Source organism: Xanthomonas sp. NCPPB 3442 (assembly GCF_056725145.1).
The window spans coordinates 3,932,933-3,947,932 of record NZ_CM161514.1; the positions used below are offsets into that span (position 1 = coordinate 3,932,933).

Annotated in this window: 13 protein-coding genes; 8 read left to right on the top strand and 5 right to left on the bottom strand. The window is 64.1% G+C overall.

Going from position 1 to position 15,000, the window contains the following annotated elements:
- Together kbl and AC1POX_RS16965 are read left to right on the top strand one after the other, a co-directional pair.
- Entirely contained in the window at nucleotides 1–1,209 is a 1,209-nt protein-coding gene (gene kbl / locus AC1POX_RS16960) for a glycine C-acetyltransferase (protein WP_031421297.1), read from the top strand.
- 2 nt (nucleotides 1,210–1,211) lie between these two features.
- Nucleotides 1,212–1,604 carry an HNH endonuclease gene (locus tag AC1POX_RS16965; protein WP_122273214.1) on the top strand — a complete coding sequence of 131 codons (393 nt, stop codon included), beginning with the start codon at nucleotides 1,212–1,214 and terminating at the stop codon, nucleotides 1,602–1,604.
- On the opposite strand, the gene AC1POX_RS16970 is transcribed toward AC1POX_RS16965, so the two are convergent.
- The 3 genes from AC1POX_RS16970 to AC1POX_RS16980 form a co-directional block, all read right to left on the bottom strand.
- Nucleotides 1,555–2,415 (bottom strand): pseudouridine synthase, encoded by an 861-nt coding sequence (locus tag AC1POX_RS16970; RefSeq protein WP_014089496.1) that lies wholly within the window; start codon nucleotides 2,413–2,415, stop codon nucleotides 1,555–1,557. The genes AC1POX_RS16965 and AC1POX_RS16970 overlap by 50 nt on opposite strands.
- 19 nt (nucleotides 2,416–2,434) lie before the next feature.
- Nucleotides 2,435–2,950 (bottom strand): hypothetical protein, encoded by a 516-nt coding sequence (locus tag AC1POX_RS16975; RefSeq protein WP_007968908.1) that lies wholly within the window; start codon nucleotides 2,948–2,950, stop codon nucleotides 2,435–2,437.
- Between the two features lie 192 nt (nucleotides 2,951–3,142).
- Nucleotides 3,143–4,240, bottom strand: coding sequence for an OmpA family protein (locus tag AC1POX_RS16980; protein ID WP_008571649.1), 1,098 nt, complete (start codon nucleotides 4,238–4,240; stop codon nucleotides 3,143–3,145).
- Between the two features lie 415 nt (nucleotides 4,241–4,655).
- On the opposite strand from AC1POX_RS16980, the gene AC1POX_RS16985 reads away from it, so the two are divergent.
- The 4 genes from AC1POX_RS16985 to AC1POX_RS17000 all read left to right on the top strand — a co-directional run bounded on the left by AC1POX_RS16985 (nucleotide 4,656) and on the right by AC1POX_RS17000 (nucleotide 10,757).
- Nucleotides 4,656–5,678 (top strand): zinc-binding alcohol dehydrogenase family protein, encoded by a 1,023-nt coding sequence (locus tag AC1POX_RS16985; protein ID WP_014089494.1) that lies wholly within the window; start codon nucleotides 4,656–4,658, stop codon nucleotides 5,676–5,678.
- A 203-nt stretch (nucleotides 5,679–5,881) separates the two neighbouring features.
- Complete coding sequence (locus AC1POX_RS16990; RefSeq protein WP_057681047.1) at nucleotides 5,882–7,921, top strand: NADPH-dependent 2,4-dienoyl-CoA reductase; 2,040 nt, start codon at nucleotides 5,882–5,884, stop codon at nucleotides 7,919–7,921.
- 1,351 nt (nucleotides 7,922–9,272) lie between these two features.
- Nucleotides 9,273–9,734 (top strand): cell wall hydrolase, encoded by a 462-nt coding sequence (locus AC1POX_RS16995; protein WP_005915848.1) that lies wholly within the window; start codon nucleotides 9,273–9,275, stop codon nucleotides 9,732–9,734.
- Nucleotides 9,735–10,142: 408 nt separating this feature from the next.
- Nucleotides 10,143–10,757, top strand: a complete 615-nt coding sequence (locus tag AC1POX_RS17000) for a glutathione binding-like protein (protein WP_008571654.1) — start codon at nucleotides 10,143–10,145, stop codon at nucleotides 10,755–10,757.
- Between the two features lie 83 nt (nucleotides 10,758–10,840).
- Here the strand turns inward: AC1POX_RS17000 and AC1POX_RS17005 are convergent, their stop codons facing one another.
- Together AC1POX_RS17005 and AC1POX_RS17010 are read right to left on the bottom strand one after the other, a co-directional pair.
- Nucleotides 10,841–11,827 (bottom strand): malate dehydrogenase, encoded by a 987-nt coding sequence (locus AC1POX_RS17005; protein ID WP_008571655.1) that lies wholly within the window; start codon nucleotides 11,825–11,827, stop codon nucleotides 10,841–10,843.
- 118 nt (nucleotides 11,828–11,945) lie between these two features.
- Nucleotides 11,946–12,440 (bottom strand): peptidylprolyl isomerase, encoded by a 495-nt coding sequence (locus AC1POX_RS17010; protein WP_003486644.1) that lies wholly within the window; start codon nucleotides 12,438–12,440, stop codon nucleotides 11,946–11,948.
- Nucleotides 12,441–12,681: 241 nt separating this feature from the next.
- Between AC1POX_RS17010 and typA the strand changes: the two genes are divergently transcribed.
- Complete coding sequence (typA, locus tag AC1POX_RS17015; RefSeq protein ID WP_003486646.1) at nucleotides 12,682–14,511, top strand: translational GTPase TypA; 1,830 nt, start codon at nucleotides 12,682–12,684, stop codon at nucleotides 14,509–14,511.
- A gap of 67 nt (nucleotides 14,512–14,578) precedes the next feature.
- The gene (locus AC1POX_RS17020; protein ID WP_008571656.1) at nucleotides 14,579–14,998 is read left to right on the top strand and encodes a DUF2127 domain-containing protein; all 420 of its coding nucleotides are present in this window, start codon (nucleotides 14,579–14,581) and stop codon (nucleotides 14,996–14,998) included.
- The last annotated feature ends 2 nt before the right edge of the window (nucleotides 14,999–15,000 follow it).

A 15,000-nucleotide genomic window follows, 5' to 3' on the forward strand; every position in this document is an offset into this window, starting at 1 on the left:
ATGACCACCGCTCCCGCCGCGCTGACTGCCCATTACGCCGCCGAACTGGATGCCATCCAGGCCCAAGGCCTGTTCAAGTCCGAGCGCATCATCACCGGTCCGCAGTCGGCCGAGATCACCCTGGCCGATGGCCGCCGCGTGCTGAACTTCTGTGCCAACAACTATCTGGGCCTGGCCGACCACCCGGACATCATCCAGGCCGCCAAGGACGCGCTGGACAGCCACGGCTTCGGCATGGCCTCGGTACGCTTCATCTGCGGCACCCAGGACCTGCACAAGCAACTGGAACGCAGCATCGCCGAGTTCTTCGGCACCGAAGACACCATCCTCTACGCGGCCTGCTTCGATGCCAACGGCGGCCTGTTCGAACCGCTGCTGGGCGAGCACGACGCCATCATTTCCGACGCGCTCAACCATGCCTCCATCATCGATGGTGTGCGCCTGTGCAAGGCCAAGCGCTTCCGCTACGCCAACTGCGACATGGCCGATCTGGAGGCGCAGCTGCAGGCCGCCGACGCCGCCGGTTGCAAGACCAAGCTGATCACCAGCGACGGCGTGTTCTCGATGGACGGCTTCATCGCCCCGCTCGACGAAATCACTGCCCTAGCCCGCAAGTACAACGCGCTGGTGCATATCGACGAATGCCACGCCACCGGCTTCCTCGGCGCCACCGGCCGCGGCTCGGCCGAGGTCAAGGGCGTCCTGGATCAGATCGATATTTTCACCGGCACCCTGGGCAAGGCCATGGGCGGCGCACTCGGCGGCTTCACCACCGCAAAGCGCGAAGTGATCGAGTTGCTGCGTCAGCGTTCGCGCCCCTACCTGTTCTCCAATTCATTGCCGCCGCACGTGGTGGCTGCCGGCATCAAGGCCTTCGACATGCTGGATGCCGCGGGCGAGCTGCGCACGCAGCTGGTCGAAAACACCACCTATTTCCGCGCCCGCATGACCGCCGCCGGTTTCGACGTCAAGCCGGGCGTGCATCCGATCAGCCCGGTGATGCTGTACGACGCACCGCTGGCGCAAAAATTCGCCGAGCGCTTGCTGGAAGAAGGCATCTACGCCATCGGCTTTTTCTTCCCGGTGGTTCCGAAAGGCCAGGCGCGCATTCGCACCCAGATCAGCGCAGCGCATACGCGCGAGCACCTGGATCAAGCGATCGAAGCGTTCATCAAGATCGGGCGCGAACTCAAGGTCATCGACGCCTGAGCATGCGCACGGTGCTGCGCCAACGGCTGCTGCTGGCGGCGCAGACCGATGCGCAGGCGCAGCTGCGCGACGGCCATTGGGAGACACGCTGCCTGCATTGCCGTCGGCATCTGCAAGTGCGCGCCGACGGCGAACCGCTTGGCCACACCACGCTGGAACACGTGGTGCCGCAGGCCTGGTTCGGTCGTCGCGCGGCGGCGGCGCTGTGCGCGCTGGTGGGCGGCGATGCCAACGATGCGCGCAATCTGGCGCTGGCCTGTGCCGGCTGCAATCACGCCAAGGGGCGCCGCCACGATGCCAACGGCGCCGGCGACGCACGCGCTTACGAAGTGGTGAGCGCCCTGCTCAGCGCGCGTCTGGCGCGCTGGCGCGCGCTGCCGGTACCAACGCCCTGACTTCCTCGGCGCTCAGCATCCGCCACGCGCCTTTGCCGAGCTCCCCCATCGCCAGCGGGCCGATCGCCACGCGCACCAGCCGCAGTACGCCGATATCGACTGCGGCCAACAGCCGGCGGATCTGCCGATTACGGCCTTCGTCCAGCACGATTTCCAGCCAGGCATTGCGCTCGCCTTCGCGCAGCACGCTGACCTGTTTGGCACGCAACAGCACGCCCTCGCCCTCAGGGTCGGCATCTGCCACACCGGCCTGCAGCTGCGCCAGTTGCGCGGCACTGGGGCGGCAATCGATCTGCACGTGGTACGTCTTGTCCGGCCCTCTCGCCGGGTCGGTCACCGTCGCCGCCCATTGGGGGTCGTTGCTGAAAAGCAGCAGGCCTTCGCTGGCCTTGTCCAGGCGCCCCACCGGCGCGATCCACGGTAGGCCGGCGCCATCGAAGCAACGGTAGACCGTGTCCCTGCCCTGCTCGTCGCGCACGGTGGTGACCACGCCACGCGGCTTGTTGAGCATCAGATAGCAACGTGCCGGCCCCGCAAGCGGCTGCCCATCGACAGTGATGGACGATTGCTGATCGCCGCGGATCGGAAATTCGGGGTCGCGCACCACACGCGCCGACACGCTGACGCGGCCATCGGCAATCCAGCGCGCTGCCTCGGTGCGCGAACACACGCCAAGCTTGGACAGCACACGCGCCAGCCCATGGCGTGGCGCGGCATTGGCGGATGCGGCAGCGGAGGTGCGCACTGCACCGGCCGCTCCCGGACCACGCTGACGCTGCCGGGACGTTGCCGGCGCAGGTCGCCGGGGCATGCCGTCCCGACCGCAGGGCTTACTTGTTTTCGACCGACTTGGCGTCGGCTGCAGGTGCTGCGGGCGCTGCCGCGGCAGGTGCCGCGCCAGCGGCCGGGCGTGCCTTGACCACGCGCACACCGCGGGCCTTCATCCAGGCATCGAATTCTTCTGCCGTCATGCGCTTGCCGTTCTGGCTCATGTCGAAGCGCCACGGGGTGTTGTCGAACGCGGTGGTCGCCTTGTAGGCCGCCGGGTCGTTCGGGTTGACGGTGCCGCCAGGCGGAATGACCTTGGCCAGATCCTGGCAGCCTTCCACGCGCAGGCGCAGCAGCACGCGATCCACCGACTGGTCGCTGCTATAGGGCTGTGCCAGCACGCCAGTGGGCATGCCCAGCTGCACGCTGCGGGTGTAGAACTCGGCAGCCGCCGGTGCAACCACGGTGGCGGGCAGCGGCAGTGGCTGGGACACCATGCTGCCGGCGCAGTTCGGAGCGGCGTAGGCGGCGGGGATCAGAGCGAGACAGAGCAGTCCTGCCGTAGCGGTACGCAGCATCGGGTTCTTCCAAGTATGAGTGTGGTATTGACGCGGCGAGTGTAGGCAGCGATGAACGCTGTTTCAACAGGAACCGTGCCTGGATGGCAACACAGACAGGATCGGCAGCGCCTGAGCGCGCTTTTCTAGGGCCTGCATAGACAAAACCCGGCGCAAGGCCGGGTTTTGTATGCAGCAAAGCTAGCGGTCCAATTAGTTCTGGACGTTCAGCTCGGTACGACGGTTCTTCGCACGACCTTCCGGATTGTCCGAACCATCCGGGTTGGTGTTCGGAGCAATCGGACGGCTCTCGCCGTAGCCGATCGGGCCGACCAGACGCGACGCATCGACGCCGTTCTTGGTCAGGTAGTCGTACACGGTGGTCGCACGACGCTCGGACAGCTTCTGGTTGTACGCGTCGGTACCCTTCGAGTCGGTGTGACCGGCAACCTCGACCTTCAGGTCGGGGTAACGTTTCAGGATTTCGGTCGCTTCGCTCAGGATCGAGACGGCATCCGGACGCAGGGTCGACTTGTTGAAGTCGAAGTTCACGCCCTTCAGGTCGATCGAGACAGGAACCGGGCAACCGTCCGGACCGATGGTCTGGCCAGGCTGCGAGTTCGGGCACTTGTCGTCGCAGTTGTTGACGCCGTCACCGTCGTCATCCAGATCGGCGCAGCTCGGAGCAACCGGAGCCGGAGCCGGCGGCGGAGCGGTCGACGGAGCCGGTCCCAACGGGATCACGACGCCGACCGAAGCCAGCACGTCACCGAACCAGTCTTCGCGCGGAGCGGCAACGCTCTGGTCGTTGAAGTCAGCGCGGTAGGCCAACTCGGCACGCACGGCGACGCGCTTGTCGAAGGTGGTCTGCAGACCGACACCAGCCTTGGCGGCAAAGTTGCCGTCCTTCTGCTGGCCCGGCGAAACCGGGTTCGGGGTCGCGTCGAATTCTTCTTCCGAACGCTGGTAGCCCAGGCCGAACAGCAGGTAGGGGTTCCAGCCGCGGCCTTCCTGGATGAAGTGGCGACGCAGGTCGAACGAGATGCCGTACTGGCTCCAGTTCAGATCCTGGTTGGCATCGAAGTTCGGGTTCTGATAGTTCAGCTCACCGTCGATCGACCAGTTCGGGCTGACGAACTTGCCCAGACCCAGGGTGACGAACGGGGCATCATTGGTCAGGCGATCGCTGTCCTGGAAGTTGAAGCCAGCGCTACCGGTCAGGTACCAACGGTCGTCGAACTCCTGCGCGGAAGCAGCCTGGGCAACTGCCAGACCGCCGAGCAACGCGGCAGTGAGAATTTTCTTGTTCATTTATACAGCTCCTTCTTTGGGAGATAAAACCGATAGAGGCGTTGTGCTTGGTAAAGATGCTCGTCACATCCAGAGCCATCGGGGCGCAGATTAAGCCGGCCTCGGTGAAGATCGCGTTAACGGTCATATAACATGTGAAAGCAATCACCGGGTCCCGCAACGCCAAGCAATACTACGTATACAGCTTCATGAAGGAAAGGACCGCGCGCCCAAATCGGATAACGCACCTGCATGAACCGCAGCCCAATTAAGTCACTTGAATACGCTTTCAGGCTGACTGGTTTTTAGCGTTCCAGGCGGCCTCGAAAACTACATTGGTGAACGCCAGGCCCCGTCCGAGCTGAATTGTGGGGTCGGTGGTTGCGGGCAACTTGCTCCACAACGCACCCTGAACCTCCCGCTCTGGAGCGCTCCAATGAAAGCTGTCGCCCTCACCCGCCATCTTCCGATCGACGATCCCGAATCGCTGCTTGATATGGAACTTCCGACACCTGCGGCGCCGTCGGGGTATGACTTATTGGTGCGGGTGGAAGCGATCTCGGTGAACCCGGTCGATACGAAGGTGCGCGCGCCCAAGCCGCAACCGCTGCACGCGCCGAAGATCCTGGGTTACGACGCCGCCGGGGTGATCGAGGCGGTCGGCCCGGAGGTCACCGCCTTTGCGGTCGGCGACGAGGTCTACTACGCCGGCGATATCGGGCGGCCGGGCAGCAATGCGCAGTACCAGCTGGTGGACGCCCGCATTGCCGGATGCAAACCGACCTCGCTCAGCTTCGCGCAGGCGGCCGCGTTGCCGCTGACCACCCTGACGGCATGGGAGTTGCTGTTCCAGCGCATGCCCTTTTCGTTCGACGGTGCACGCAATCGCGGCAGGCATCTGCTGATCATCGGCGGCGCTGGTGGCGTGGGCTCCATCGCGATCCAGCTGGCGCGGCATGCCGGATTCACGGTGATCGCCACCGCCTCGCGCCCGGAGAGCATCGAGTGGGTTCGCCAAATGGGCGCGCATCACGTGATCGATCATCACCAACCGCTGCAGCCGCAACTGCAGGCGCTGGGACTGGACACGGTGGACGCGGCGCTCAATCTGGCCGACACCGACCGCTACTGGCAGCCACTGGGCGAAGTGCTGGCGCCGCAGGGCCATGTGGGCCTGATCGTGGAGCCGCGCGGGCCGTTGTCGATCGGCGACCCCTACAAATCCAAGTGCATCGGCATCCATTGGGAGCTGATGTTCACGCGCGCGCGCTATGCGACTGAGGACATGGTCGAGCAGCACCGTATCCTCAACCGGGCAGCCAGCCTGATCGATGCCGGCGAACTGCGCACCACGCATACCGAGACGCTGTCGCCGATCAATGCGCAGCAGCTGCGCGAGGCGCATCGTCGCCTGGAAAGCGGCAGCACGATCGGCAAGCTGGTGCTGGCCGGCTGGTAAGGCGGCCGGCGGGCCACGGTCGCTGCCCCGATGCCCTGGTGCGAAAGGCGCCTGCGCATCGGGGCGCGCCTGTGCGGGCGGCAGCACAGGCGTGGTGCCGAACGGGCGTCTGCAGCATCGGCGCGCCGCTGCATGCACCAGGACTTGCCGCCAGGCCGGTTTGCCGGCATCGTGCGCAATCCGTACGCCAGCGTATCCACATCATGTCGCCCGCCACCGGCCCCTCCGCCTTGTCTTTCCCGCACCTGTTCACCCCGCTCGATCTGGGCTTCACGCAATTGCGTAATCGGGTCCTGATGGGCTCGATGCACACGGGCCTGGAAGACCGCGCGCGCGACTTCCCCAAGTTGGCGGCGTATTTCGCCGAGCGCGCCGCCGGTGGCGTGGGCCTGATCGTGACCGGTGGGTTTTCGCCCAATGTGGTGGGCTGGCTCAAGCCATTCGGCGGCAAGTTATCGTGGCCGTGGGAAGTACGCCCGCATCGCCAGGTCACCCGCGCAGTCCACGAACACGGCGCCAAGATCTGCCTGCAGCTGCTGCACGCCGGGCGCTATGCGTACCACCCGCTGTCGGTTGCGCCGTCCAGGCTCAAGGCACCGATCAACCCGTTCACTCCGCGTGCGTTGTCGGCCGGCGCGGTGGACCGGCAGATCGCCGCGTATGCGCGTGCCGCGCGGCTGGCGCGCGAGGCAGGCTACGACGGCGTCGAGGTCATGGGCTCGGAAGGCTATCTGATCAACGAATTCACCGCCGCGCGCACCAATCGGCGCAGCGACGCCTGGGGCGGCGATGCCAGCAAGCGCATGCGCTTTGCGGTGGAGATCGTGCGGCGCATCCGCGAGGCCTGCGGGCCGGACTTCATCATCATCTACCGGCTGTCGCTGGTGGATCTGGTCGAAGACGGCAACCAATGGCAGGAAATCCTGGCGCAGGCACAGGCGATCGAAGCGGCCGGCGCGACCATCATCAATTCCGGTATCGGCTGGCACGAAGCGCGCATTCCCACCATCGCCACCTCGGTGCCGCGCGCCGCGTTTGTCGGGGTCACCGCCAAGCTCAAACCGTATCTGCGCATTCCGGTGGTGGCCACCAACCGCATCAACATGCCGGAGGTGGCCGAGGGCATCCTGGCCGACGGTGCCGCAGACATGGTGTCGCTGGCGCGGCCGCTGCTGGCCGACCCGCAGTGGACCAATAAAGCGCGCGCCGGGCAGTCGCACACCATCAATACGTGTATCGCCTGTAATCAGGCCTGCCTGGATCATGTTTTCGACAACAAGCTGGCCAGCTGCCTGGTCAACCCACGTGCCGCACACGAGACCGAACTCAACTACACCCCGACTGCCACGCCCAAGCGCATCGCCGTGGTCGGGGCCGGCCCGGCCGGTCTGGCCTGCGCGACAGTGGCGGCAGAACGCGGGCACCGGGTGACCTTGTTCGATGCTAGCGATGCGATCGGGGGGCAATTCAATGTCGCCAGGCGCATTCCGGGCAAGGAAGAATTCAACGAGACCTTGCGTTACTTCGGCCATCGCATCGAAGCGACCGGCGTGCAGCTGCGTCTGAACACCCCGGTACAGGCGGCCGATCTGAAAGACTTTGACGAAGTCGTGCTGGCAACCGGCATCGAGCCGCGCAAGGTGGATTTCCCCGGTGCCGATCATCCGATGGTGGTGAGCTATCTCGACGTGGTGCTGGGCCGCCACGTGGCCGCCGACAAGGTGGCGATCATCGGTGCCGGCGGCATTGGCTTTGATGTCGGTGAGTTTCTGGTGCACACCGGCCAATCGCCTGCGCTGGATCCGCAGCGCTGGATGGCCGAATGGGGCGTAGACCCGAACTTCGAAGCGCGCGGTGCGTTGACCAAACCGCAACCCGAGCGCGCCGCCCGCCAGGTCTGGCTGTTGCAGCGCAGCCCCGGCAAGCCTGGTGCACGCCTGGGCAAGACCACCGGCTGGATCCACCGCGCGACGCTCAAGGCCAAGGGCGTCAAGATGCTCGGCGGCGTGGAATATCTGGGCGTGGACGATGCCGGCCTGCGCGTTCGCGTGGAAGGCAGCGAACAGCTGCTGGATGTCGGTACGGTGGTGGTGTGCGCCGGGCAGGAGCCGCGTCGCGAGTTGCTGGCTGCGCTGCAGGCCAATGGCCAGCAGCCGCATTTGATCGGTGGCGCGGACGTGGCGGCCGAACTGGATGCCAAGCGCGCGATCAACCAGGCAAGTCGGCTGGCCGCGACCCTGTAAGGGGTTTTCGAAGACGGCGTCACCACGACGCCGTCGTTGTGTTCGCGTCCTAGCTGCACTGCTGACGTGCATGCGGCGTTACCGACGCCGACATGCACGCGGATGTGGTGGTCTGCAACGCCCATTCTTTTTCTTGTCGTGCGGCTCGGCGATAAGTGCCAGATGCATCGTCACCGCGCGCACTGCCGCCTGCCATATTGCGTGCCTGCACGACAGCACATTTCGACACGCGCCTGCCTGGTAGACGGCCGGGCACTTCGCGCACCTGAAACGCGCTCGGGTCGATGCTTGTTTCTTGCGTTGTCGATTCGCAGTTACCGCGAGAGCATCAACGCGGTTATGGGATGCGAATACACCGCACGCTTTGTCACTTGGACAAGGAATTTCGAAAGCTGCATGCGCGCGCTGCCGACAGTGCGTGCTGCACTGACTGCAGCACCTGGCGCCTCATCGCCTCCTTCGCCTTGGCGTCCATTCGTTTTGAAACTTATGTGCCTGGCACTTCTGCACTTGAGCTTCTTCGTGCTCTTGCGCGCATAAGCAGGCGACCTCGGAACCCATCGCAACGCACTAGGGCGCATCCCTGGCGCATCGAATGATCGACGAGCTGTCGAAACATGGTCACGCATCCTCCGAACGTCATGCAGTGACGGAAATCGCGTCGTAATGGCAGATAGCTTTCGCTGCAGCGGATGGCGTCTGTGCTGCTTCCGATGGCGTTATCAGCAAGATGCGTCGAGACCGCGCATCTGTACGCATCCAAGATGATGTCTAAATCGCCAAGACTGCAGCACGACGATGTATCTCGGACACGTAGCACTTGCGCCATCGCTGGCGTCACCGCAACGCTCGTTTTTCTCGCGCATCCGTGGTCGATGTACGAAACCAATTGCGTAACTCAACTGGACAACACAACAACGCGTGACGAGCGCGTGTAAGAAAAATTCGCTTATGCGGAGGGTGCTTTTTTGGCCGCCAGGCGATCTTCCCAAACCAACGCGCAATGCCGCAGCGTGCGCGATGTGGCAAAAAATTCAGGCAACACAACAGTCGCTGCAACGATGCGACGCAGATGCGATGTTGCGATGCACGCGAGGCTTGTGTGCAGCGCCATGCGTTGCGGGCGGTTGCAGTCGTCAACCCCTCTCATTCAGCCGCGATTGTGTGATCGACGCCTACCTTGCGCCAACTTTTTGACCCACCGCATTTGGTGGGCGCCTTCGGCAGATGGTCTTTCGCCGAAGCATTTGGCGACCGGTGGCAGGTCGCCTCCCCATGACGCCAAGCCCTCTGCACTGGTGCATCCACATTGGATGCTCTGCGGACCGGCCCATACGGAGCAAGGAGTTCTATGAAACTTGTTTGGATACTCTGGCTGTCGCATGTGTTGCCGCAGCCAGCCGCAGATTCGCTGTGTTTGAGCACGACCGTCTATCTGGAAGCGCGCGACCAGACCTTGCGTGGCCAACAGGCCGTTGCAGAAGTTGCGTTGCGTCGCCTGGATAGTGGTTTGTGGGGCGATTCGATGTGTCAGGTGGTCACTGCACGCAAGCAGTTCGCGCCGACGATCGTCGCGCCAGGCACGCAGCTGAAGAACGACGATGCCTGGAACAAGGCATTGGGCGTGGCACTGGCGGCGCAGCGCAACTGGGCATTGCCGGTTGGCCAACGCAAGGAGATCGTGCCGGGCGCCAGCCACTTTGCCGCAAGCGCAATTGCGAGCCCCAGCTGGCGTAATGCCTATCAGGTGGCCACCATCGGCGACCACACGTTCTATCGCGTGCAATCGCTGCGCCCGCGCAACGCGTCCTGAGCGCGGACTGTCGCGGTATCTCTGAGCGTCATACGTCGCTGGGATCGTTGATCATCGAGACGCAGTGCCGCTGCGTTTGACGTGTTTCAAGCGCCTATCTGAAGACGCTCATGCGTCGCATACAACGGACACGCTGCACGCATGGCGATCGACCGGCGCGGCAGCAAGCCTTATCAGGCACCGACTCGCTTCCTGCGCCCGGACAGGTTGCAAAGAAGAGCCTGACCAGGCCGGAGCCGCCACGTGCGCGCTGCCAGTTCGGTGATGCCGTTCATATCGGCGCGACACCAGCGCGAGCGACCCATGGGCCAATGAGCGGCGCCCTGCTGAAGCACAATTCCCGCTGCGCGCTCCACACGGCATCGTCTGCCCGCTAAGCTCGGGTCTTCATTCCCGCGTGGATCGTCCATGAAGCTGTATACCAAGCCCGGCGCTTGTTCGCTGGCAGATCACATCGTGTTGCGTTGGTCGGGGCTGCCGTTCGACCTGAGTGTGGTCGATGCGGCAACGATGAAATCTCCCGAGTATCTGCGTCTGAATCCAGCAGGCTCGGTGCCATTGCTGATGGTCGACGATTGGGCACTGACCCAGAATGCAGCCATTCTCAATTACATCGCCGACATCGCACCACTCACCGGCCTATCCGGCGATGGCACCGCGCGCAGCCGTGCCGAGATCAATCGGTGGATCGCCTTCGTCAATGCCGACGTGCACCCCACCTTCAAGCCGATCTTCGGCAGCACCGCGTATCTGCAGGACCCGGCGCTGATTGCGCGCAGCCAGGACGATGCGCGCAGCAAATTGCGCACGCTGTACGAGCGCGTCGATGCGCATCTGCAAGGCCGCACCTGGCTCGCCAGCGACAGCCACACCGGTGCCGATGCGTATTTGTTCGTCACCTTGCTGTGGGCGCAGAAAGTTGCGGTGAATCTGGATGGATTGAATGCGCTGCAGGCGTTCGTGCAACGCATGCTGGCCGATGCCGATGTGCAGGCTGCACTCAAGGCCGAAGGCCTGGCCTGACCGCGCAGTCTCTGCCACGCGAGGCGCAATAAAAAAACGCCGGGCAATGCCCGGCGTTTTCATGACAGCAGTGACCGAATAACTCAGCCCAGCAGGTGCGCCACGCCGCTGCGCTCTTCTTCCAGCTCGGCCAGGGTCTTGTCGATGTACTTCTGGCTGAAGTCGTCGATCGGCAGATCCTTGACGATGGTGTACTTGCCATTTTCGGTGGTGACCGGGAAGCCGAACATCACGCCTTCCGGAATGCCGTAGGAGCCGTCCGACGGCACGCCCATCGTCACCCACTTGCCGTTGGTGCCCAGCACCCAGTCACGGATGTGGTCGATGGCGGCATTGGCGGCGGAGGCGGCCGAGGACAGGCCACGCGCTTCGATGATCGCTGCGCCGCGCTTGCCCACGGTCGGGATGAAGGTGGAAGCGTTCCACTCCTGGTCGTTGATCGCATCACCGACAGAGGCACCATCGGCGGTGGCGAAACGATAATCCGGGTACATGGTCGGGCTGTGGTTACCCCACACCGCCAGCTTCTCGATGCCGGCAACCGGCTTGCCGAGCTTGGCCGAGAGCTGGCTCAGCGCGCGGTTGTGGTCCAGGCGCAGCATGGCGGTGAAATTCTTCGGGTCCAGGTCCGGCGCCGACTTCATGGCGATGTAGGCGTTGGTGTTGGCCGGGTTGCCGACCACCAGCACCTTCACGTCGCGCTTGGCGACCTTGTTCAGGGCCGCGCCCTGTGCGGTGAAGATCTCCGCATTGGCCAGCAGCAGGTCCTTGCGCTCCATGCCCGGGCCGCGCGGACGCGAACCGACCAGCAGGGCGATATCAACGTCCTTGAAGGCCACTTCGGCGTCGTCGGTACCGACCATGCCGGCCAGCAGCGGAAACGCGCAGTCTTCCAGTTCCATCATCACGCCCTTGAGGGCGGCCTGGGCCTTCTCAATGGGCAGTTCAAGCAACTGCAGAATGACCGGCTGGTCCTTGCCCAGCATTTCGCCGGAAGCGATGCGGAACAGCAGGGCATAGCCGATCTGGCCGGCAGCGCCGGTCACAGCAACACGAACAGGTGCTTTCATGGGGTGTTTCCTCTGCTAAAAAACGTTGGTGGGGGTCGCACGCTGGCGGGGCGCAGGGCCTGGCGGCGCGCGTTGACAAGCGAACGGCCGCACATGGCGGCCGTTCGACGGGATGCGATCAGGCGGCGAGGATCTTGTTCCACTCCGCAACGCGGTCGGCCTTGGCGGCCAGCACGGCGTCGGTGTCGCCTTCGATGGTGAGCGTATTGATGGTGTCGCCCTGGGCAACGCTATCGACCACGTCCAGGCCCTGGGTGACCTTGCCGAATACGGTGTGCTTGCCGTCCAGCCACGGGGTGGCGGTGTGGGTAATGAAGAACTGGCTGCCGTTGGTGTTCGGGCCGGCATTGGCCATGGACAACACGCCGCGCTCGTGGCCCACGCCGTTGTTGGTCTCGTCTTCGAAACGGTAGCCCGGGCCGCCGCGGCCGGAACCTTCCGGACAACCGCCCTGGATCATGAAGTCGGCGATGACGCGATGGAAGCTCAGGCCGTTGTAGAAGCCGCGCTTGGCCAGGTTCACGAAGTTGGCAACCGTCAGCGGGGCCTTGTCCGGGTACAGCTCGACGACGATCGGGCCGCGGGAGGTGTCGAAAGTGGCGATCAGGGACATAGAAATCCTTGCAGGTTCTGGGGTGATCAATAGCCCGCTAGGATACACCCGGGTGCGTGGCCGGCCGCATGGGTACGACCATCGTTCAACGCTCCCGCCCGCCCGGCGCGCGGCCCGTCACGCTGGCTGAATGGGCGATCTGAATCGACTCCGGGCAATCGGCAACGGCAGCGCAACGAAACCGCTATAATGTCGGGCTTACCTCATCTCAAGACTGGCGCCAGACAGGGGCCCTTTCCGCATGTCTATCGAAAAACTCCGCAATATCGCCATCGTCGCGCACGTCGACCATGGCAAGACCACCCTCGTCGACTGCCTGCTGAAGCAGTCCGGCACCCTGTCCGAACGCACCGTGTTGGCTGAACGCGTGATGGACAGCAACGACCAGGAAAAGGAACGTGGCATCACGATCCTGGCCAAGAACACCGCCATCACCTGGCAGGGCAACCGCATCAACATCGTCGACACCCCCGGACACGCCGACTTCGGTGGCGAAGTCGAGCGCGTGCTGTCGATGGTGGACTCGGTGCTGATCCTGGTCGACGCGATGGACGGCCCGATGCCGCAGACCCGCTTCGTGACCCAGAAGGCCTTTGCGATGGGCTTCAAGCCGATCGTGGTGGTCAACAAGATCGACCGTCCCGGCGCACGCCCTGACTGGGTGATCGACCAGGTGTTCGACCTGTTCGACAAGCTCGGCGCCACCGACGAGCAGCTGGATTTCCCGATCGTCTACACCTCCGCACTGAACGGCTACGCCAGCCTGGATTCGGACGTGCGCGAAGGCGACATGACCCCGCTGTACGAAGCGATCATGCAGCACGTCTCGGCCCCGGACGTGGACCCGGACGGCCCGTTCCAGATGCGCATCAGCCAGCTGGACTACAACAACTTCGTCGGCGTGATCGGCATCGGCCGCATCCAGCGCGGCACGTTGAAGAAGAACATGCCGGTCAGCGTGATCGACCGCGAAGGCAAGAAGCGCCAGGGCAAGGTGCTGCAGGTGCTGGGCTTCCTGGGCCTGGAGCGTATTGAGCAGGACACCGCCGAGGCCGGCGACATCGTGGCCATCTCCGGCATCCAGGAACTGACCATCTCCGACACCGTGTGCGCGCTCGATCATCCCGAAGCGCTGCCGGCGCTGACCGTGGACGAACCGACCATCTCGATGACCTTCCAGGTCAACAACTCGCCGTTCGCCGGCAACAAGGACCTGTCCGGCGGCAAGTTCCTGACCAGCCGCCAGCTGCGCGACCGTCTGGACCGCGAGAAAGTGCACAACGTGGCGCTGAAGGTCGAGGAAGGCTCGGACGCCGACAAGTTCCTGGTCTCCGGCCGTGGCGAGCTGCACCTGTCGGTGCTGATCGAAAACATGCGTCGTGAAGGCTACGAGCTGGCCGTGTCGCGTCCGGAAGTGATCATCAAGGAAATCGACGGCAAGTTGATGGAGCCGATCGAGCAGCTGGTGGTGGACATCGAAGAACAGCACCAGGGCGGCGTGATGGAAAAGCTGGGCACCCGCAAGGGCCAGCTGAAGAACATGGAGCCCGACGGCAAGGGCCGCGTGCGTCTGGATTACATGATCCCGGCGCGTGGCCTGATCGGCTTCCAGAACGAATTCCGCACCCTGACCCAGGGCTCGGGCCTGCTGTTTCACGTATTCGACCACTACGGTCCGAAGGAACAGGGCGCCATCGCCAAGCGCCAGAACGGCGTGATGATTGCCAATGCACCGGGTGCGACCCCGGCATATGCCTTGGGGCCGCTGGAAGAGCGTGGCCGCCTGTTCGCCGCCGAAGGCGACAACGTGTACGAAGGCCAGCTGGTGGGTATCCACTCCAAGGACAACGACCTGACCGTCAACGCGATCAAGACCAAGCCGCTGACCAACATGCGCGCCTCGGGCAAGGACGATGCGATCAAGCTGACCCCAGCGATCAAGTACACGCTGGAACAGGCGCTGGACTTCATCGAGGACGACGAGCTGGTGGAAGTCACCCCGAAGGAAATCCGCCTGCGCAAGAAATTCCTGACCGAAAGCGACCGCAAGCGCGCTGGCCGTTCGGGCTGAGTTGTTGAGCTGACGCGTGAGTAACAAACCCTATAGCCCGGATCCGCGCGCGCATCCGGGACTGCATGTGATCGCCTTGCTTGAGGCGGTCAAGGGGACGCTTGCGCTGTTGGCGGCGACGGGCCTGGAAATTCTGGGCCCGCTCCCGCTGCAAAACGCGGTCATCACCCTGATCCGCCGCTTCAACCTGGACCCCGACCACGGCGCACTGCCGTCGTTGCTCAAGACCATCAGCCCCGATGCGGTGCATCTGGCCGCTGCCGCCATGCTGGCCTATGGCCTGCTGCATGTGGTGGAAGCCTGGGGTCTTTGGCGTGCCAAGGCCTGGGCCTCGGTGCTGGGCTGCCTGTCGGCGGCCATCTATCTGCCATTCGATATCTACGCCATCGTGCGTCATCCCGGCTGGACCGCCTGGGGCGTGCTGGCGATCAACCTGCTGGTGGTCGGCGTGCTGGCACGCGACCTGGTGCGACGCCGCCGTCGCTGAGC